The sequence below is a fragment of the Caballeronia sp. J97 genome (assembly GCF_905220305.1).
Classification (GTDB): domain Bacteria; phylum Pseudomonadota; class Gammaproteobacteria; order Burkholderiales; family Burkholderiaceae; genus Caballeronia.
Genome location: NZ_CAJMZL010000049.1, coordinates 19,202 through 38,187 on the forward strand (window position 1 = coordinate 19,202; position 18,986 = coordinate 38,187).

General features: G+C 69.5%; 18 protein-coding genes. 1 reads left to right on the top strand and 17 read right to left on the bottom strand.

Translation table 11 applies throughout. The features are described 5' to 3' along the window. Positions 1-8 precede the first annotated feature (8 nt). The 16 genes from U4Y90_RS34085 to U4Y90_RS34160 all read right to left on the bottom strand — a co-directional run bounded on the left by U4Y90_RS34085 (position 9) and on the right by U4Y90_RS34160 (position 17,127). Positions 9-1,160 (bottom strand): acetyl-CoA C-acetyltransferase, encoded by a 1,152-nt coding sequence (locus tag U4Y90_RS34085; RefSeq protein ID WP_321801338.1) that lies wholly within the window; start codon positions 1,158-1,160, stop codon positions 9-11. Beyond that, positions 1,157-2,221 (bottom strand): acyl-CoA dehydrogenase family protein, encoded by a 1,065-nt coding sequence (locus U4Y90_RS34090; protein ID WP_321801339.1) that lies wholly within the window; start codon positions 2,219-2,221, stop codon positions 1,157-1,159. Before U4Y90_RS34090 ends, U4Y90_RS34085 begins: the two co-directional genes overlap by 4 nt. Positions 2,222-2,255: 34 nt before the next feature. Then, positions 2,256-3,425: an acyl-CoA dehydrogenase family protein gene (locus U4Y90_RS34095; RefSeq protein ID WP_321801340.1), complete on the bottom strand. Its 1,170-nt coding sequence runs from the start codon at positions 3,423-3,425 to the stop codon at positions 2,256-2,258. Next, positions 3,422-4,231 (bottom strand): enoyl-CoA hydratase family protein, encoded by an 810-nt coding sequence (locus tag U4Y90_RS34100; protein ID WP_321801341.1) that lies wholly within the window; start codon positions 4,229-4,231, stop codon positions 3,422-3,424. The genes U4Y90_RS34095 and U4Y90_RS34100 overlap by 4 nt, the downstream gene beginning before the upstream one ends. A 24-nt stretch (positions 4,232-4,255) precedes the next feature. Beyond that, on the bottom strand, positions 4,256-5,323 hold the full coding sequence (locus U4Y90_RS34105; RefSeq protein ID WP_321801343.1) for a nitronate monooxygenase: 1,068 nt from the start codon (positions 5,321-5,323) through the stop codon (positions 4,256-4,258). Beyond that, the gene (locus U4Y90_RS34110) at positions 5,320-6,207 is read right to left on the bottom strand and encodes an enoyl-CoA hydratase (protein WP_415749445.1); all 888 of its coding nucleotides are present in this window, start codon (positions 6,205-6,207) and stop codon (positions 5,320-5,322) included. Before U4Y90_RS34110 ends, U4Y90_RS34105 begins: the two co-directional genes overlap by 4 nt. 8 nt (positions 6,208-6,215) lie before the next feature. After that, positions 6,216-7,013, bottom strand: a complete 798-nt coding sequence (locus U4Y90_RS34115) for a ketoacid CoA transferase (protein WP_321801345.1) — start codon at positions 7,011-7,013, stop codon at positions 6,216-6,218. A 10-nt stretch (positions 7,014-7,023) separates the two neighbouring features. Next, a complete protein-coding gene (locus tag U4Y90_RS34120; RefSeq protein ID WP_321801347.1) occupies positions 7,024-7,911 on the bottom strand; it encodes a CoA transferase subunit A in 888 nt (295 codons plus the stop codon). A 4-nt stretch (positions 7,912-7,915) separates the two neighbouring features. Then, complete coding sequence (locus U4Y90_RS34125; protein WP_321801348.1) at positions 7,916-8,812, bottom strand: VOC family protein; 897 nt, start codon at positions 8,810-8,812, stop codon at positions 7,916-7,918. Positions 8,813-8,945: 133 nt separating this feature from the next. Beyond that, positions 8,946-10,538, bottom strand: coding sequence for a FadD3 family acyl-CoA ligase (locus U4Y90_RS34130; RefSeq protein WP_415749446.1), 1,593 nt, complete (start codon positions 10,536-10,538; stop codon positions 8,946-8,948). Between the two features lie 27 nt (positions 10,539-10,565). After that, positions 10,566-11,600, bottom strand: a complete 1,035-nt coding sequence (locus U4Y90_RS34135; RefSeq protein ID WP_321801350.1) for a ferredoxin--NADP reductase — start codon at positions 11,598-11,600, stop codon at positions 10,566-10,568. Positions 11,601-11,611: 11 nt separating this feature from the next. Further along, positions 11,612-12,376, bottom strand: coding sequence for an SDR family oxidoreductase (locus U4Y90_RS34140; RefSeq protein ID WP_321801352.1), 765 nt, complete (start codon positions 12,374-12,376; stop codon positions 11,612-11,614). Between the two features lie 35 nt (positions 12,377-12,411). Then, the gene (locus U4Y90_RS34145; protein WP_321801353.1) at positions 12,412-12,930 is read right to left on the bottom strand and encodes a flavin reductase family protein; all 519 of its coding nucleotides are present in this window, start codon (positions 12,928-12,930) and stop codon (positions 12,412-12,414) included. Then, entirely contained in the window at positions 12,927-14,687 is a 1,761-nt protein-coding gene (locus U4Y90_RS34150; RefSeq protein WP_321801354.1) for an FAD-dependent oxidoreductase, read from the bottom strand. The genes U4Y90_RS34145 and U4Y90_RS34150 overlap by 4 nt, the downstream gene beginning before the upstream one ends. A gap of 10 nt (positions 14,688-14,697) precedes the next feature. Beyond that, positions 14,698-15,891 carry an acyl-CoA dehydrogenase family protein gene (locus tag U4Y90_RS34155; protein WP_321801356.1) on the bottom strand — a complete coding sequence of 398 codons (1,194 nt, stop codon included), beginning with the start codon at positions 15,889-15,891 and terminating at the stop codon, positions 14,698-14,700. Positions 15,892-15,987: 96 nt separating this feature from the next. Then, positions 15,988-17,127, bottom strand: coding sequence for an LLM class flavin-dependent oxidoreductase (locus U4Y90_RS34160; protein ID WP_321801358.1), 1,140 nt, complete (start codon positions 17,125-17,127; stop codon positions 15,988-15,990). Between the two features lie 258 nt (positions 17,128-17,385). On the opposite strand from U4Y90_RS34160, the gene U4Y90_RS34165 reads away from it, so the two are divergent. Further along, positions 17,386-17,736: a VOC family protein gene (locus U4Y90_RS34165; RefSeq protein WP_321801359.1), complete on the top strand. Its 351-nt coding sequence runs from the start codon at positions 17,386-17,388 to the stop codon at positions 17,734-17,736. Positions 17,737-17,806: 70 nt separating this feature from the next. Here the strand turns inward: U4Y90_RS34165 and U4Y90_RS34170 are convergent. After that, positions 17,807-18,986: helix-turn-helix transcriptional regulator (locus U4Y90_RS34170; protein ID WP_321801360.1), on the bottom strand; the 1,180-nt coding region annotated here is incomplete at its 5' end.

Sequence of the window (18,986 nt, forward strand, 5' to 3'; positions counted from 1 at the left end):
TGACGCGCTCACAGGCGCTCGATGATCGTGACGTTCGCGAGCCCGCCGCCTTCGCACATCGTCTGCATGCCGTAGCGGCCGCCGGTACGCTCCAGCTCGTGCAGGAGCGTCGTCATCAGCTTCGCGCCGGTCGCGCCGAGCGGATGGCCGAGCGCGATCGCGCCGCCGTTGGGATTGGTTTTTTCGTGCGGGAAGCGCGTGTCCGCGAGCCAGGCGAGCGCGACCGACGCGAACGCCTCGTTCAGCTCGACGACGTCGATCTGCGACCAGTCGAGCCCGGCGCGGCGCAGCGCTTCCTTCGCGGCCGGGATCGGCGCGGTGAGCATCCACAGCGGGTCGTCGCCGAGCACGCTCAGGTGATGGATGCGCGCGCGCGGCGTGAGCCCGTAGCGCTTCAACGCCTCCTCCGAGACGATCAGGAGCGCCGCCGCCGCGTCGCAGGTCTGACTCGCGACGGCGGCGGTGAGCGAGCCGCCCGGCGTCAGCGGTTCGAGCGTGGCCATCTTGTCGAGCGACGTATCCGGGCGCGGCGTTTCGTCGTGCTTCACGCCTTCGAGGGGCACGACTTCGCGCGCGAAATGCCCGGCCTCGATCGCCGCGACCGCACGCCGATGGCTTTCGAGCGCATAGCGCTCCATCGCGTCGCGCGAGAGGCTCCAGTGATCGGCAATGCGCTGCGCGGCGTGGAACTGCGACACGGGCGCATCGCCGAAGCGCTCGCGCCAGCCCGCGCTGCCGGAGAACGGATCGCCGAAGCCGAGCGGCGCGGCGCAGGTCATCGCCGACGAGATCGGGATCTGCGTCATCGTCTGCACGCCGCCCGCGACGACCACGTCCTGCACGCCGCTCATCACGGCCTGGGCCGCGAAGTGCACGGCCTGCTGCGACGAGCCGCACTGGCGATCGACGGTGACGCCCGGCACCGTGAGCGGCAGGCCGGCCGCGAGCCAGCAGGTGCGCGCGATGTTGCCCGCGAGCGGGCCGATCGTGTCGACGCAGCCGAAGATCACGTCGTCGTAGTCTTCGGCGGGAATCGCGTTGCGCGCGACGAGCGTCTTCAGCGCGAACGCGCCGAGATCGGCCGCGTGCAGATGGGCGAGCCCGCCCTTGCGGCGGCCGGTCGGCGTGCGCAATGCATCGACGATATACGCTTGTTTCATTGTTCCTCCAGGTCGAAGGTCTGCGCGGGGCCGATCGCCAGCGCGTCGCCGAGGATCGCATCGGCCACGCGGGCCTTGTGAAAGGCGCTGTCGCCCCAGGTATGGGCGAGCGCCCAGATACGCTTCATGAAGATCTGCAGGTCGAGCTCCCAGGTGTAGCCGATCGCGCCGTGCACCTGCATCGCGTGGCGCGCGGCGAGCTGCGCGGCGGCGACGGCCGCGAGCTTCGCGTGCGACACGAACACCGCGCGCTGCGGATGGTCGTCCGCGAGCGCAGCGGCAGCGCGCGCGAGCACCGGCCGCGCGAACTCGTAGCGGATCGCGACATCGGCGAGCAGATGCTTGAGCGCCTGATACGAGCCGATCGCGCGACCGAACTGCTTGCGCTGTGCGCTGTAATCGATCGCGACGTCGAGCACGCGCTGCGTGAGGCCCAGCATTTGCGCGGCGACCGCGAACGCGCCGTGATCGAGCGCGCGGGCGAGGATCGGCGCGGCTTCTTCGCGGCCCGCGATGCGCGTCGCCGACGACGGCTCCCAGTCGAGCATGAAGAGACGCCGCGACGGATCGACGCTATCGAGCGCGCGCCACGCGCATTGCTTCGGATCGACGCGATGCAGCGCGCCGCGGTGCTCGCACAGCAGCGTATGCGCGACATGCACGTCCTCCGCATACGGGTTCGCCGGATGCACGAGCGCGACGCGCGCGCGCCCCTCGGCGACATCGCGCAGCAATGCATCGCGCCAGCCGGAGGACGGCAGACGTTCGAGCACGCCGGCCGCGACGAGCGCCGTGTCGAGCAACGGCTCGGGGCTGCCGAAATAGCCGTAGGTCTGCGCGAGCAGCGCCCATTCGACTTCGCTCAGGCCGAGTCCGCCGTGGGCCTCGGGCACCGACACGGCGGTCAGCCCCTGCGACGCGAACAGCGACCACAGCGCATCCGAGCGGCCCGTCGGCGTCGTCCATAGCTCGCGGATCAGCTCCGGCGTCATCTCGGTCATCAGGAGCCGCTTGACGGTGTCCGCGAGCGCTTCCTGGTCTTCATCGAATACGAAATCCATGCGTTGGTCCGTTCAGTGAGGTGAGCGCGTGCGCCTATGCGCGCGGCATGCCGAGCATCCGTTCTGCGACGATGTTGCGCTGGATCTCGTTGGTGCCCGCGTAGATCGGGCCGGCCTGCGCGAACAGGAAGCCGTCGAGCCAGTGGCCGAGACTCGCGTGCTGCGCGGACGTGCGCGGGACGATCTCGCCGTGCGCGCCGAGGATGTCGAACGCGGTCTGGTGCATGCGCAGATCCAGCTCCGACCAGAACACCTTGTTCGTGCTCGATTCCGCGCCGATATGGCCGCCCTTCTGCAGGCGGCACGCGGTCGCGTAGGTCGACAGCGCATACGCCTGCGCATCCATCCACGCGGCGACGACGCGCTCGGAAAGCGTCGGATCGCGTTCGGCGCTGTCGCGGTGCGCGAAGTACAGCTCGCGCAGCGCCTCGGCCGTGCGCTGGAAGCGCGCGGGGGAACGCAGCATCAGCCCGCGCTCGAAGCCGGCCGTCGCCATCGCGACCTGCCAGCCCGCGCCTTCGGCCGCGAGCCGGTTCTCGACGGGCATGCGCACGTCGTCGAAGAAGATCTCCGCGAAGCCGGTCTGGCCGTTCAACTGGCGGATCGGCCGCACGGTGATGCCGGGCGCGGACAGCGGCACCATCAGGAACGTGAGGCCCTGATGACGCGACGACTGCGGATCGCTGCGAAACAGCCCGAACAGCCAGTCGGCCCAGACCGCGCGGGTCGACCAGATCTTCTGGCCGTTCAGCACGTACTCGTCGCCGATGCGGGTCGCGCTCGCGCGGATCGCCGCCATGTCGGAGCCGGCGTTCGGCTCGGACCAGCCCTGCGCCCAGACATGCTCGCCCGCGGCCATCGCGGGCAGAAAGCGGGCCTTCTGCGCGTCGGTGCCGAAGTCCATCAGCGTCGGGCCGAGCAGGAAGATGCCGTTCTGGTTCACGCGCATCGGCGCATCGGCGCGCCAGTATTCCTCCTCGAAAATCAGCCACTCGATCAGGTCGCAGCCGCGCCCGCCCAGTTCGCGCGGCCACGTGACCATGCTCCAGCGGCCCGAATGCAGCGTGCGCTCCCATTCGCGATGCGCGGCGAAGCCTGCCTCGGTGTCGAAGCTCGGCAGCCGCTCGCGCGGCACGTGCGTCGCGAGCCAGTCGCGGATCTCCGCGCGAAACGCCTTCTGTTGCGGGGTGTAGGCGAGTTTCATGAGCGCGTCTCCACAGTCCCGGCGCGAGCGTCGAACCGTGCGTCGCGCTTTTCGACGAAGGCCGCGCGCGCCTCGTTCGAGTCCTGCGTCATGTACGCCTGCAGCGTGAAGCCCTGCTCCCAGCGATATTTGTCTTCGAGATCGCCGTCCTCGACGCCGTTGAGCGACTCCTTCGCGAGCCGCACCATCGCCGGGCTCTTCGCGGCGATCTTGCGCGCGATGGCGAGCGCCGCGTCGCGCAGCGCCGCGCGCGTCACGACCTGCTCGATCGCGCCGAGCCGGTACGCTTCGGCCGCATCGATCATCTCGCCGGTGAAATACATCGCGCGCACCTTCTGCACGCCGAACAAACGCTGCAGATGCGCGCCGCCGCCCATCGCGCCGCGGTCGATCTCCGGCACGCCGAAGCGCGCGCAGTCCGCCGCGACGACGATATCCGCCGCGCCGCAGATGCCGATCCCGCCGCCGAGCACGAAGCCGTGCACCGCCGCGATCACCGGCTTCGGGTTGCGATGCACCGCGCGGAACGTCTCGTAGTTGCCGGCGTTCACCGTGACGATGCGCTCCGGATGCGCGGCCAGCTCCTTCACGTCCACGCCCGCGCAGAAGCCGCGCCCTTCGCTGCGCACGACGATCACGCGCACGCTGTCGTCGCGGCCCAGAGCGTCGAACGCCTGTGCGAGCGCGTGCCAGCCGTGCGCGTCGAGCGCGTTGACCGGCGGATGGTCGATCACCAGTTCGGCGATGCCGCCTTCCCCGCCGATCCAGTACGGCAGGGCCACGCCCGATTGCTTCGATGCTGTCATTTCGTCTGTCTCCGTCTGTGTGGTTCAGGCCGCCTGCGCCGCGAGCGCGTCGAGGCGGGCGGCGGCGTCCGCGACGATGCGCGCGATGAGCGTCTCGCACGATTCGATCGCGCCGATCATCGCGGCCGCCTGTCCGCTCGGCAGCACGCCATCGTCCGGCCGGCCTTCGACGATCGCGCGCTGGATCAGGAACGGCGCGTTCGCCGCCATCAGCGTCTGACTGGCCGTGTAGTCGTGCTCGCGGAGCGCCTTGAGCGCGAGCGCGAGCATCTGGCCCGCGCGCAGGCCGTTCTGGCGCCGCCAGGCCTCCGCCGTCTTCAGCGCGAACAGCGTGCGCCGCAGCGGGCCGAAGCGTTCGAGCCGCAGCAGGTACGGGTTGTCGATCATGCGTTGCGGCAGACCGTCGAGCGCATCGGACACGCGGATGTGCGCCGGATCGCCAACCGCGACGTAGCGATCGAGCGTCGCGCGCGGCACCGGCGACTCGGCGGTCATCAGAAAGCGCGTGCCCATCGCGATGCCGGCCGCGCCGTAGGCGAGCGCGGCGGCGAGGCCGCGTCCGTCGAAGAAGCCGCCTGCCGCGACCACGGGCACCCGCACCGCGTCGAGCACCTTCGGCAGCAACAGCGTCGTCGGCACCGAGCCGGTGTGGCCGCCGCCCTCGGCGCCCTGCACCGTGACGATGTCCGCGCCCAGCTCGACAGCCTTGACCGCATGCTTCGGCGCACCGACGGTCGGCATGCAGACGATGCCCGCGTCCTTGAAGCGGCGAATGGTCTTCGCGTCCGGGCCGCGGCCGTAACTGACCGCGCGCAGCCTGTGCCGGATCGCGAGCTCGACCACCTGCTTCGCGTTCTTCTGGAACATGTGGAAGTTGATGCCGAAGGGCTGGTCCGTGAGCGACTTCACGCGCAGGATTTCCGCTTCGACCCGGTCCGGTTCGAGCGTCGCGCCCGCGAGAAAGCCGAAGCCGCCCGCGTTGCAGGTCGCGGCGACGAGCCGCGCATCGGCGACCCAGCCCATCGCGGTCTGCACGACCGGATAGCGGCAACCGAGCAGATCGGTGAGCGGCGTGGCGAGCATCGTCTTCATGCGGCGACTCCGTCGACGTCCCCCGGCCCGCGCTGCGAGCTCGCCATCTTGCGTGCGTCGTAGCCGCCGAGCCGGTCGCCGCTCACGAGCTCGTTGTGCGCGTGCGCGAAGTGATGCCACGCGAACGCCGCGTCCATCGCCGCGCGCTTGCCTTGCAGTTCCTCGACGTGATTCACCGCCTGCTTGGTGAGCGCGAGGCCGAGGCGCGGCATCGCGGCGATGCGCGCGGCGATGCCGAAGGTCTCGTCGCGCAACTGCTCGCGCGGCACGACGCGGTTGACCATGCCCATCTGGTATGCGCGCCCGGCCGGCATCCGTTCGCCGAGAAACAGGAACTCCTTCGCGATGCGCGGATTCAGCTCGTACGCATGCGCGAAATATTCGACGCCGGGAATGCCCATTCGCACGACGGGGTCGGCGAAGAACGCATCGTCGGACGCGACGATCAGGTCGCACACCCACGCGAGCATCAGCCCGCCCGCGATGCACGCGCCCTGCACCATCGCGATGGTCGGCTTTGGAAGATCGCGCCAGCGGCGGCACATGCCGAGATACACCTCCTGCTCGCGGGCATAGAGAAACTCGCCGCCGTCCTTGTCGGCGTGGTCGTACCACAGCGACGCGCGCTCGAACGACGCGTGGATGTCGCGCCCCGGCGTGCCGATGTCGTGCCCGGCCGAAAAGTGCTTGCCCGCGCCGGCCAGCACGATCGCCTTGACCGCGTCGTCGTGCGCGGCGCGCCGGAACGCGGCGTCGAGCGCATACGTCATCTTCGAGTTCTGCGCGTTGTGATACTCGGGACGGTTCATCGTGATCGTCGCGATGCCGTCCTCGACCGCGTAGTCGACGACATCCTCGCTCGCGCCATGCTGAATCGATTCCATAGGGCACCTCATCCGCGACGCGGAGCCGGATTGCCGCGCACGATGCTCGCGCGCTGGTTGTGCGGGTCGAGCGCGCGCACGATGCGCAGCTCGTCCGCGGAGGGCGCGGGCGTCGTGCCGAGTTCGGGATGGGCCGCGAGCGGGAAGCCGGTCGCGTCCTGCACTTCGTCGAAGCTCACGCCCGGATGCAGCGAGCGCACGCGGATCGCGTGATCCGGGCCGCCGAAGTCCATCACGCACAGATCGGTGACGATGCTGCGCAGATCGACGAAGGTCTTCATGCCGGGCAAACGCCGCGCCGGGTTGTAGCCGACGCTGCACACCATGTCGACTTCGCCCGCGACGAAAGTGCGCTTGCCGTGGCCGCTCACGAAGAACGAGTTCGCGTGATTCGTCGAGTTGCCCGGAAAGCCGCGCGCGCCGAGCAGTTGCGTTTTCGGATGCGCGTGGTCGCCGCCGAGGTGCGAGATATTCGCCTGGCCGAAGCGGTCGATCTGCGTCGGCATCACGAGCGCATGGCGGCGGCCATGCCACAGGCAGTCGAACACGCGCTCGTAGGTCATCCAGCCGCTCGCCTGCACGCGATGGCCGTCGGGGCGCGGGCCGAGCGGCACCGGCTCCTCGACGAGATACGCTTCGCCGTCGGTCAGCATCAGGCCGCTGTTGTGCGCGAGCCGCGCGAGGCCCGCCGCGAGACGCGGGCCGGCGCCGATGCCGGTCGCCAGCACTTCGCCGTCGTCGCGCCAGATACGCGCAGACGCGACGATCATCAGTTCCGCGAGGGAATGGTCGAGAGATTCGCTCACACGCGCTCCTTTACAGAATCGGCAGCGGCAGCGCCGCCACATGCGACAGGCCGCCCACGCCTTCGAGATATTGGCGCTCGCCGCGGCCCGCTATATCGCGGAGATAGGCGTTCGCTTGCGCGTCGTCTTCCGCGCTCGCGCAGTACGCGCGCAGGTGCGGCAGGTCCCAGCCATAGGCGGGCGCGCAGGAAGTCGGATGCGCGCCGCCCGGCGCGTGCACGACGCCCGTCACGAGCGAGCGCTCGAACGGATGGCGGCGCGCGGCGTCGAGGTCGTCGCTCGCGAGCGACGCATCGAGCGTTTCCGCCGATACGTAGCAGCGCTTCGCGGCGCGCGCGAACCATGCATCGAAGAACGGATCGGGTCCGTCGATGCGCACGTTGCCCATCCTGTCGGCGGCGTTCACGTGCAGCAGCGCGGCGTCGAGCTCGATCGCGGGCATCGCGAGCAGCGTTTCTGCATCGTCGTAAGGCGACTGCACGGTGCGCAACTGCGGCGCGTGGTCCAGCAGCGCGGTGCCGAGCCCGACGCGCGTCGGCAGGAACGGCAGGCGCGCGGCCGCGGCGCGCAGTCCGAGTTGCAGCATGCCTTCGTCGAGTTCGAGCACGTCGATGCGGCCCGCTTCGCGCGCCCGGCGAAAATGCGGTTCAAGCGGGATCACGTCGAGCGACACGAAGCCGAAGATCACCTTGCGCACCTTGCCCGCCGCGCAGAGCAGGCCGACGTCCGGGCCGCCGTAGGCGACGATCGTCAGGTCCTTCAGGTCCGAGCGCAGGATCTCGCGCACGAGCGCCATCGGCTTGCGCCGCGGCCCCCATCCGCCGATGCCGATGGTCATGCCGTCGGCGAGCTGCGCGATCGCGTCGCGCGCGGTTATCTGTTTGTCGAGTGGTTTCATCGTCTCACCGGTATCCGATGCTGAAGTCATGGCCCCACTGGCTCACGCGGGTCGCCTCGAACACGGTGTGCTGCGACCAGTCGACGGTCAGCCCGCCGAAGCCGTATTCGAGATCGAAGCCGCCCGGGGTCTTCATGTAGAACGAGATCATCTGGTCGTTGCAATGCCGGCCGAGCGTCGCGGACAGCTTCACGTCGTGCGCCGCTGCGCGGTCGAGCGCGCGGCCGACCTCGTCCATCGACTCGACCTCGGCCATCACGTGCACACAGCCCGACGGCACCGGCATCTCGATGATCGCGAGGCTGTGATGGCGCGCGTTGCGGCAATGCATGAAGTGGATGCGCTTCTCCGGCTCGGCCGGATCGGGCGTGAACTTCACGCGGAAGATGTCGGACAGCTCGAAGCCGAGCACCTCGCGCACGAACGCGTCGGTCGCGTCGAATTGCGGCGCGGGCAGCACCGTGTGGCCGAGGCCCATGTCGCCCGTCACGAAGCGCGTCACGCCGAGCGGCGACACGAAGCGGCTGAAGTCGCAGCGCGCGCCCCAGTACAGCTCGTGGCGGTTGCCGGACGGGTCCGTGCACCACGCCATCGCCTGCACGCGGCGCAGCGCCGCGTCCTGCGGGCTCGCGCGCTCAGCCTCGATGCCCGCGCGCCGCAGTGCCGCGCAGGCCGCGTCGAACGCGGCTTCGTCGGCGAGTTCCCAGCCCGACGCGCGATAGCGGTCCGCGTCGCCCGGGACGATCAGATAGCGGAAATCGCGCTCGTCCATCTTCAGATACAGCGCGCCGCCCGGCGCATCGAGCGCCTGCATGCCCAGTACGTCTTCCGCGTAGCGGCGCCACGCCTCGACGCGCGTCGCCTCGACGACGACATAACCGAGCGCACGGACATCGATCATTTCGGCTTCCTCCAGATTCATACACGTTGTTCGTGAAACGATTCTGGCCGGTCGCGCGAAGTGCTACATCGTCTGTTGGGATGAGAGTGAGCGGGAGATCGACATGCCGGCGCACGGCCGGCCACGCGCCGCGTCAGGCGACGTCCCGCGCCGCCGCGCGCAACCGGTACTTGAGCACCTTGCCCGCCGCGCTCACCGGCAGCCGCTCGACGAACGTGAAATGGCGCGGCACCTTGTAGTTCGCCATGTTCCGCCGCGCCCATTCGCTCAGCTCGTCCGCGCTCGCGCGCGCGTTCGGCCGCAGCACCACGTACGCATGCCCGACCTCGCCGAGGCGCGCGTCCGGCACGCCGATCAGCGCGACCTGCGCGATCGACGGATGCGCGGCCAGGAGCCGCTCGATCTCCGCTGGATAGCAGTTGAAGCCGCCGGCGATATACATGTCCTTGATCCGGTCGGTGATCCGCAGGTTGCCGTTCGCGTCGAGGCAGCCGAGGTCGCCGGTATGCAGCCAGCCGTCGGCGTCGATCGTCTCGCGGGTCGCGTCCGGCTGCCGGAAGTAGCCGCGCATCACGTTGTAGCCCCGCACCCGTATCTCTCCGGTCTCGTCCGGCCCTAGCGGCGCGCCGCCCGGCCCCGCGATGCGGATCTCGACGCCCGGCATCGCCCGGCCGGATGTGCGGGCGACCGTATCGGCGTCATCGCCGTGCCGGCACAGGGTCGCGAAGCCGCACGACTCCGTGAGTCCGTAGCCGGTCAGCACGGTCTCGAAGCCCAGCTCGGCGCGCATGCGCTCGATGAGGCTCGGCGCGATCGCCGCCGCGCCGGTCACCGCCACGCGCAGCGACGACAGGTCGTGCGCGGCGCGCTCCGGACTGTCCAGCAGCGCGTAATACAGCGTCGGCGGCCCCGGCAGCACCGACACGCGCTCGCGGGCGACGCGGCGCAGCACTTCGTCGGGCTGGAACACCGGATGAGGCAGCACCGTCGCGCCCCCCGCCAGCGCGGCGAGCCAGCCCGCCTTGTAGCCGAAGGTATGAAAGAACGGATTGACGATCAGGTAGCGGTCGTCCTGTCCGACGCCCGCGATCCGCGCCCAGTCCTGCGCCGCGCGCAGATTCTGCCCGTGCGCGGTCATCACGCCTTTCGGGCGGCCGGTCGTGCCCGACGTGAACATCAGGTCCATCACGGTGTCGGGCGTCACACCCGCCTCACGGGCGCGCACCGCGTCGAGCGGCACCTGCGCGGCGCGCGCGACGAACGCGTTCCATGTCTCGTCCAGCGCGCCGTCCGCCGGCGCGCCGTCGAACACGACGATGCGTTCGAGCGTCGCCGGCCGATGAGCGCCGAGCATCGCCGGATACGACTCGCCGAGAAACGTGCCGCAGCAGAACAGCAGACGCGCGCCGCTGTCGTGCAGCACGCCGCCGGCCTCCAGCCCCTTCATTCGCGTGTTGACCGGCACGAGCACCGCGCCGGCCGTATGGATCGCCAGCGCCGCGACGATCCACAGCGGCAGGTTCGGCGCCCAGATCGCGATCCGGTCGCCCGCTTCGATGCCGCTCGCGAGCAGCGCGCGCGCCGCTTCGAGCCGGGCGGCGTCGAGCTCCGCGTAGGTCAGGCGGCCGTGCTCCGACTCGATGGCCGGGTGCGCGCCGTGGCGCGCGGCGCCCCGCGCGATCAGCGCGGGGGTGGTCAGAATGTCGTTGTCGGTCATCGTTCGCATGGCTAAAGGCCGTCCGCGCCGGACGGCTCAATCGGGAAACACGACCCGCAGCGTGCCGCTCGCGGGCTTCGCGCAGCAGGCGAGCGTCCAGCCCGCCGCCAGTTCGTCTTCGTCGAGCACGCGATTGCCGTCGAGCGCGACCGCGCCGCGCTCCACCCGGCACATGCATGCGCCGCATTGCCCCATGCGGCAGGCGTTCGGCGCGGGCACCCCGGCGCGCAGCATCGCGTCGAGCAGGGTCTCGCCGGAGCGGCTGTCGAACGAGAACGACTCGCCGTCGAGCACCGTCTCGATCGCCGCGCCGTTGCCGGGGGCCTGCGCCGGCATGTCGTCCGGCGAAGCGGGCGCGGCATCGGGCAGCGACACGAAGCGTTCGACATGCACCTGCGCGCGCGGCAGCCCGAGCGCGAGCATCGCGGCGAGCGCGTTCTCCATGAACAGCGCCGGACCGCAGATGAACGTCTCCTGCCGGCTGAAGGGCCGCGCGAGCTCTTCGAGATGCCGCGGCTGCGGAATGCCCTGCACGCTGTCGAGCCAGTGAATCACGCGCAGGCGGCCCGGATGCCGCTCGCCGAGCTGCCTCAGTTCGTCGCGGAAGATCACCGAGCGCTCGTCGCGGTTCGCGTAGACGAGCGTCAGCATCCCGCGGCCGTGCACGAGCGCGGACTTCAGGATCGACAGCACCGGCGTGATGCCGCTGCCGCCCGCGAACAGCAGCAGGTCGGCGTCGAGCGCGCGCGGCGTGAACACGCCCGCGGGCGCCATCGCGTCGAGCGCATCGCCCGCGCGCACGCGCTCGCACAGCCAGTTCGACGCACGGCCGCCGGGCACCTTCTTCACGGTGATCCTGGGCCGCGCGTCGATGCCCGGCGCGCTCGACAGCGAGTAGCAGCGCTGCACGGCCGCGTCGCCGCACGGCACTTTGAGCGTCAGGAATTGCCCGGGCCGGTACGCGAATGCTTCGCGAAGCGCGGCCGGCACGTCGAGCACGAACGAGCACGCGTCGGCGCTCTCCACGATCACTTCGGCGACGCCCAGTCGGTGAAAACGCGAATCGTCCATCGACGTATGCCTCAGGCGACGCCCATGATCAGGTTGCCGTTGTCGATGCGGTATTCGCTGCCGTTGACGAAACGCGATTCGTCGGACGCGAGGAACAACACCAGATTCGCGATGTCCTCGGGCAGCGCGAGGCGGCCCTGCGGATCGATGCCCTGCTCGAGCGCGATGCGCGTCGCCTCGGCATCGCCGAAGTACGGCGCGGTCATCGGCGTGAAGATGCCGTCGGGGTGAATCGTGTTGCAGCGGATCCGGTAGCCCTGCTGCTTGCAGTGCGCGGCGATCGAACGCGTCATCGCGGTCACCGCGCCCTTGCTCGCCGCATACGCGCAGAACACGGCGAGCCCGCCGAGCGCGGCGACCGACGACATGTTGACGATCGATCCGCCCGCCGCCTTCATCGCGCGCACGGCCGCCTGGCAGCCGAGGAAATAGCCTTCGGCGTTGATCTGCAGCGTGCGCCGCCACACGTCGAGCGAGCAGTTCTCGATATCGCCGGGAATCAGCACGGCCGCGTTGTTGACGAGCACGTCCGGCGTGCCGAAGCGGTTCGCGGCCGCGCCGAACGCGTCGCTCCAGCTCGCTTCCGATGCGATGTCGTGCCGCACGAAGAGCGCGTCGTCGCCGATCTCGCGCGCCACCTCGCGCCCGCCGTCCTCGTTGATGTCGGTGAGCACCACGCGCGCGCCCTCGCGCGCGAAGAGCAGCGCGTCCTCACGGCCGACGCCGCTCGCCGCGCCGGTGATGATCGCAATCTTGCCGTTCAGTCTGTTTGCCATGTTTCGTGTCTTCCGTTTCGATTGAGAGGGACGTGTTACGCGGCCGCGCAATTCGCCGGCGTGCCGCGCGTCGTGTACGCGCCGTCGACATAGACGAGCGGATCGATCTCGCCGCTCGTTTGCACTTCCTTCACGCGCCCGATGAACACCGTATGCGTGCCGTACTCGAAGCGGCCGTCCTGCGCGCAGACGAGGCTCGCCTGCGCGTCGCGCAGATACGGCACGCCATGCACGGAGGTCTGCCAGTCGCCGGTGGTGAAGCGCGCCTCGCCCTTCAGGCGGCCGCTGCAATCGATCGCGATGCCCTCGTGACGCGCCGACAGCACGTTCACGCAAAAGTCCGCGCCCGCGTCGAGCGGCGGATGCAGCGACGCGCTGCGGTTGATGCAGATGAGCAGCGACGGCGGCTCGGTCGACAGCGAATCGACCGCGGTCACGGACATCGAGAAGCGCCTGCCATCGTGCGCACAACTGATGACCGCGACCGAGCGCGCGAGGCGGCGCATGGCGAGCAGCATGTCCGCACGCAGCGGATGAGGATCGAGTTCGGTCATGGTTTGACTCCGTCAGGTTCTTGCAGGGATGGCCGGACCGCCCGTCCGGCGGCGTCGACCGCCAGCGCGGCCAGGTGATCGGCGGCGATGAAGCCGAAGGTCATCGCCGGGCCGAGCGTCGAGCCCGCGCCCGGATAGCTCGCGCCCATCATCGACGCGCTCGTGTTGCCGATCGCGTAGAGGCCGTCGATCGGCGCGCCGTCCGCGCGCAGCACGCGCGCGAGCGCATCGGTGACGAGTCCCCCCTTGGTGCCGATGTCGCCCGCGTCGATGCGCACCGCGTAGAACGGCGCTTCGTCGATCGGCGCGAGGCACGGGTTCGGCTTGACCCGCGGATCGCCGTAGTAGGTGTCGAACAGGTTGTCGCCCTTGCCGAATGCCTCGTCGATGCCGGTCGCCGCATAGCGCGCCATGTCGGCGAGCGTCGCGCGCAGGCCCGCCGCATCCACTTCGATGCGGGCCGCGAGCGCGTCGACGGTGTCCGCGCGCACCAGCACGCCGGAGAGCGCGGCGGGAATGCGCGCGTCGGGCATCATCTGCGCCGGCATGATCGGCCCGCACGGATACTTGCGGCGAAAGCGCGCGTCGAACACCATCCACGCGGGCACGGCAGCGCCGGTGCGCGCATGGTCGCGATACATTGCCGGCACGAACTCGGAGTACGGCGCCGCCTCGTTGACGAAGCGCCGGCCGTGTCCGTTGACGATCACGCAGCCGGGCAGGTTGCGTTCGACGAACAGCGCGCGCTGCTTCTCCTCGCCCGCCACGCCGACGGTCGGCGCGCCCCACACGTGCTCCATCAGCGCGAGCGCGCCGCCGAGCCGCTCGCCTTCGGCGATCGCGTCGCCGGTGTTCGCGGGCGGCGTCGCGCTCCACTGCGCATGCGTCGGCTGCGGCAGGTAGCGCTCGCGCATCGGCTGGTTGCGCTCGAAGCCGCCCGCCGCGAGGATCACCCCGCGCCTCGCGACGATCGTCGCCGGCTGGCCCGCGCGCTCGACCCGCACGCCGCCAACGCGCCCCTCGTCTTCGATCAGCGCGCGCATCGGCGTGTCGAGCCACAGCGGCACGTCTCGATCGAAGAGCGCGCGGCGCAACCCGCCGACGAGCGCGTTGCCGAGCGTGAGACGGCGGTCGCGGCGCGAACGGCGGCGCATCCGCCAGTCGAGCCAGTAGCGGCCGAACTGCCCGAGCGCGAGCGCCAGGTAGCCCGGCGCACGCGAAAACAGCACGTGCGCTTCCTTGGACGTGACCGCGACGCGGCCGCCGATCAGCGTGCCGGGAGACGGCGGGCGCAGCCGGGCGAGTTCGTCGCCGAGCAGCGCGCCGTCGAACGGCAGCGGATCGAGCGCGCGATAACCCGGCATCGCGCCCGGCAGCTTCTGGAAGTAGTCCGCGTATTTCGGCAACGCCTGATAACGCACCGGCGTCTTCGCTTCGAGATAGCGCAGCATCTCCGGCGCGCGGTCGAGGTAGGCGTCGAGCTTGTCGGCGGTCGTCGCGCCCGCGGTGCACGCGTCGAGATAGCGGCGCGCCGCCTCGCGCGTGTCGCTCGCGCCGAGCCCGGCGATATGGTGATTGCACGGCACCCAGATGCCGCCGCCCGACACCGCCGACGTGCCGCCGTAGCACTTCGTTTTCTCGATCACGACGACGCTCAATCCCCGGTCGGCCGCGCGGCAGGCGGCCAGCAGCCCACCCGCGCCGGAACCGACGATCACGACGTCGAATACGTATTGCTGAGCTTGCGCGTCGATCATCGCGGTCTCGTCAGATGAAGAAGTCCGTGTTGTCGCGGCCGAGCATCACCGCGCCGAGGTTCTGGCCGAAGCGATCGACGTTGTTCGCGTAGTGCGCGCGCGCCGCATGCAGATCGAGAAAGCGGCGCACGAGCGGATTGCGGTGGTAGATGCCGTTGCCGCCCGCATAGCGCAACAGTTGGTTCGCCGCCTGCGCGCAACGCTCGGCGACCTGCGCGGACTGATAGCGGAAGTGCACGCGCCGCTCGATCGACACCGCGGAGCCGCCGTTCGCCGACGCCATCAGCTCCGCGAAATTGCGCCTGAGCAGCACCTGCATCTCGTCGATCGCGACCGCCGCGTTCGCGCACGCGTTCTGCGCGCCGGGATCGTCGGTGGTTTTGGCGCCGCTGTTCGCGGAGACGCGCGTCGCCGCGTAGGCGGTGAAATCGTCGAGCGCGCCTTGCAGCGCGCCGATGCACGACGTGCACACCGCGCGCACGAAGATCTGCGCGAACGGCAGCCTGAAGAGCGGCGCATCGTTGACCGCGAGCCCCGGGCTCGTGCCCATCATCCCGTCGATCGCCTTGTGCGTGCGGTACGCGGGCACGAACACGTCGTCGACGACGATGTCGTGGCTGCCGGTCGCGCGCAGGCCGAGCACGTCCCAGTCCTGTTCGATCCGGTAGTCGGATTTCGGCAGCAGGAACGTACGGTATTCGGGCGGCTCGCCCGTCTTCGCGGGCGGCACGAGCGCGCCGAGGAAGACCCAGTCGCACAGCTCGCTGCCGCTCGAAAATTTCCAGTGGCCGGACAGGCGAAAACCGCCCTCGACCGGGCTCACGCGGCCGACCGGCATGTAAGTCGACGCGATCAGCGTCGACGGGTCGCGGCCCCAGACGTCCTGCTGCGCGGCTTCGTCGAAGAGCGCGAGCTGCCAGTTGTGCACGCCGACGACGCCGTACACCCACGCGGTCGACATGCAGCCGCGCGCGAGCGCCATCTGGATGTCGAAGAAAGTCTGCGGATCGAGCTCGTAGCCGCCGTGGCGCTTCGGCTGCAGCACCTTGAAGAAGCCGGCATCCTGCATGTCGGCGAGCGTCTGCGCGGGGATGCGGCCCTGCGCTTCGGCCTGCGCCGCCCGTTGCGCGAGCGCCGGAGCCAGCGCTTGCGCACGCGCGATCAGCGTGGCGGCCAGCGCGTTCGAATCGTTATCTCGATGCACGGCTTTTCGTCTCCTACGTGTTGTTCTGCGATCGATGTTCCGCGTGCGGGAGGCGCGCCGCATCGTCCGAAGGGATGAGCGAGCGCGCCCCGCGCGTCATGCGTACTCGCGCTGCTGCACGCGATTGAAGTACGGAATCACGTGCTCGCCGATGTTGCGGATCGTCTCCATCTGCGCGTCGTGCGGCACCGTGCCCATCTGGCACAGGAACAGCACTTCGTCGACGCCCGCTTCCTGCAGCCGGCCGACATAGCCGATGCAGTCGTCCACCGTGCCGTATGCGTGGTTCGGGTTCATCATCGACAGCGCCGAATCGCTGAAATCGACGACCACTTCCTCCGATGCGAAGCGCGAGCGGATCACCATCTCGCCGCTGTCGGCCTGCATCAGGTCGTCGCCCCACTTCGACGGGTCGGGACGCTCGCCGCCCGTGTACCAGTACGCGAGCGACTCCATGAAGTAGCGCTGGCCGCGGATGCCGATCTTGCGTGCCTTCTGGCCGTCGCCGAGCACGACGGCGGGGCACAGTGCCGCGAGGTGCTGCGTCGGGCGAAAGCCGACCTGATCCTCGGGCTTGCGGTTCGCCCAGGCCTCGCGGTAGACCGCGTTCTTCTTCGCCACTTCGTCCGGTCCGCCGAAGCCGAGCACGAGCGCGCCCATGCCGCGCTCGCCCGCGCGCCGCAGTGCGTCGGTGTTGGTGCAGGCGAGATACATCGGCGGATGCGGGTCCTGATAGGGCTTCGGATGAATCGGGCGCTTCGGGATCTTGATGTAAGTGCCGTCGTGCTCGATCTCGTCCTGCACGAACATCTTCGGCACGAGATACATCGATTCGTCGATCATCGGCTGCAGCTTGTCGAGCTCGTAGCCGAACGCGCCCGCTTCCTGCTGGCTGCCGCCCTTGCCGACGCCGAAATGCACGCGGCCGCCCGACAGGATGTCGAGCAGCGCGACGCGCTCCGCGACCTTGATCGGATGGTTCATCGCCGGCGGCAGGCAGACGACGCCGTGGCCCAGGCCGATGCGCGTCGTGCGGCCGGCGAGATACGCGAGGAAAGTTTCGGGCGCGCTCATGTGGGCGTAATTCGTGAGCGACGTGTGCTCGACGCACCAGATGGTGTCGAACCCGACCTGCTCCGCGAGCAACGCCTGCTCGACCGTCTCCTTGAATACCCGATGGTCGCCTTCGCGCGACGCGTCGGTAGTCTGAGCTTCGTAGATGAGGGAAAACTTCATTGGGTGCGTCTCCATGTAGGTTGGACGAAGCCGATTCGCGGCAGGCCGCCTGCGACACGCAGACGTTCGCGACGGTCCACGAATGGGAGTGTCGGCGTGCGCGCGCTGGCGAGCATCGTCTGTTTGGAGTAATCCGGCGGGGATCGCGACAGAGGGATTTCACCGTCATCCGATCGGACTGCGCGCGGCCCGCGGCGCTGGCGCTAGCATCGGCGAACGGCGTGGTGGACGCCGCCGGATCGACATGAGGAGTACGCAATGAAAGCTTCGATGCTGCTGTATCCCGTCGACGACATCGACACGGCATTGCCGTTGTTCGTCGACGGGCTCGGCCTGAACGTGAAGTTTCGCGACGGCGCGCGCTACTGCGCGCTCGATGGCGGGCCGCTGACGATCGCGCTCGTCGCGGGCGAGGAGCGGATCGTCGAGCGGGCGGCGCTCACGCTGCGGGTCGACGATAACGACGACCTGTACGCGACGATGGAGCGGGTCGTGAAAGCGGGTGCGTCGGTGCGCGTGCCGGTGCAGGCGGGGCCGCACGAGTATCGCGCGGTGCTGGAGGATCGCAACGGCGCGCTGCTCGTGATTTCGCAGAAGCGGGCCGCGTAGGGGGCCGCGTAAGGAACGGCGACGGTTGCGCGCGCGGCGTGCATGCACGACGCGCGCGCTCAGCCCGGCATCAACCGAGCGGCACCACGCTGCCGAGCAGGATTCGTACGAGCGTCGCCTGGCGCGTCACGCCTGTCTTCGAGAAGATCGCGCGCAGGTGCGTGCGCGCCGTGTTCTTGCTGATGCCCGATTCCTCTGCCGCCTCCTCTAGCGTCAGTCCGTTCGTCAGCAACAGCGCGAGCGAGGTTTCGGCGGGCGTCAGGTCGTACAGCTTGCGGATCGTCTCCTGCGCGCCTTCGGGCTTGCGGTCGGGATCGCGCAGGAACAGCGCGACGGCCGGCCGCCGCTTGTTGTCCTCCGACCAGTCCGACAGCAGGATCGTGCGCACCAGCAGGCCGAGGCGCGGCTTGTCGTGGCTGCGCGTGATCGGCATCGCCTCGACGATCGCCGCGGCGGTGCCGTGATGCCCCATCACCGCATGACGGATCAGCCGCTTGAGCGTGCGGTTCTCCTGCGCGTCGGTCGCCTCGATCGTGCCGCGCGAAAGGGTCAGGCCGTTGCCCTGCTTGAGGATCTCGTCGGCGACGCCGTTGCTGTCGATGATCGCGCCTTTCTCGTCGAGCGTGATCATGCCGACCTGCAGACGGTCGATCGCGTTCGCGCAGATCGAGCGTTCGACTTCGGCCGTATCGAGCCGCGAATGCAGCTCGACCGCGCGTTTAAGATGCGGCAGCAGCAGCCCGCAGAATGCCTTGTCGCGCGCCGAAAACTGCTTCGACGCATGGTTGCGGCACACCCGGAAGCGGCATTCGACGCCGGACGCCGTGCGCAGGTCGGCGCCCAGGATATGGCGCACGTCCTGCGGCTTCAGAAACTGCTTGTACAGTTCGCTCGACAGCCAGCCCGTGTCGCCGAACACCTCGTCGACCGTCACCACGCGATCCGCCGGCAGACCGACGAACGGATCGAGCGAATAGTAGTAGTTGTTGTACGACGCCTCGCCGTCGCCCGGCAGCGACGGACCGTACTCCGACGCATGCACCAGCAACGGCGTGCGGCGGTCGCTTGCGGCCGCGCGCAGGATCAGCGTCACGTAGTTCGCCTCCATCCGGCGGCGGATCAGTTCGAGCACGCCCGCCCACGGCGGCGTCTCCATCGGCCCCTGATAAATGTGCGCCATCAGCTCGCTGAACTCGGCGATGCCGATACCGGCCTCATGCGTCGACTCGCTCTCCGGCGAGGTCCATCTC

Excerpts from the sequence above, each read along its gene's own strand:
- U4Y90_RS34085 (WP_321801338.1), bottom strand. The coding sequence starts at position 1,160 with ATGAAACAAGCGTATATCGTCGATGCATTGCGCACGCCGACCGGCCGC.
- U4Y90_RS34090 (WP_321801339.1), bottom strand. The coding sequence starts at position 2,221 with ATGGATTTCGTATTCGATGAAGACCAGGAAGCGCTCGCGGACACCGTC.
- U4Y90_RS34095 (WP_321801340.1), bottom strand. The coding sequence starts at position 3,425 with ATGAAACTCGCCTACACCCCGCAACAGAAGGCGTTTCGCGCGGAGATC.
- U4Y90_RS34100 (WP_321801341.1), bottom strand. The coding sequence starts at position 4,231 with ATGACAGCATCGAAGCAATCGGGCGTGGCCCTGCCGTACTGGATCGGC.
- U4Y90_RS34105 (WP_321801343.1), bottom strand. The coding sequence starts at position 5,323 with ATGAAGACGATGCTCGCCACGCCGCTCACCGATCTGCTCGGTTGCCGC.
- U4Y90_RS34110 (WP_415749445.1), bottom strand. The coding sequence starts at position 6,207 with ATGGAATCGATTCAGCATGGCGCGAGCGAGGATGTCGTCGACTACGCG.
- U4Y90_RS34120 (WP_321801347.1), bottom strand. The coding sequence starts at position 7,911 with ATGAAACCACTCGACAAACAGATAACCGCGCGCGACGCGATCGCGCAG.
- U4Y90_RS34125 (WP_321801348.1), bottom strand. The coding sequence starts at position 8,812 with ATGATCGATGTCCGTGCGCTCGGTTATGTCGTCGTCGAGGCGACGCGC.
- U4Y90_RS34130 (WP_415749446.1), bottom strand. The coding sequence starts at position 10,538 with ATGCGAACGATGACCGACAACGACATTCTGACCACCCCCGCGCTGATC.
- U4Y90_RS34135 (WP_321801350.1), bottom strand. The coding sequence starts at position 11,600 with ATGGACGATTCGCGTTTTCACCGACTGGGCGTCGCCGAAGTGATCGTG.
- U4Y90_RS34140 (WP_321801352.1), bottom strand. The coding sequence starts at position 12,376 with ATGGCAAACAGACTGAACGGCAAGATTGCGATCATCACCGGCGCGGCG.
- U4Y90_RS34145 (WP_321801353.1), bottom strand. The coding sequence starts at position 12,930 with ATGACCGAACTCGATCCTCATCCGCTGCGTGCGGACATGCTGCTCGCC.
- U4Y90_RS34150 (WP_321801354.1), bottom strand. The coding sequence starts at position 14,687 with ATGATCGACGCGCAAGCTCAGCAATACGTATTCGACGTCGTGATCGTC.
- U4Y90_RS34160 (WP_321801358.1), bottom strand. The coding sequence starts at position 17,127 with ATGAAGTTTTCCCTCATCTACGAAGCTCAGACTACCGACGCGTCGCGC.
- U4Y90_RS34165 (WP_321801359.1), top strand. The coding sequence starts at position 17,386 with ATGAAAGCTTCGATGCTGCTGTATCCCGTCGACGACATCGACACGGCA.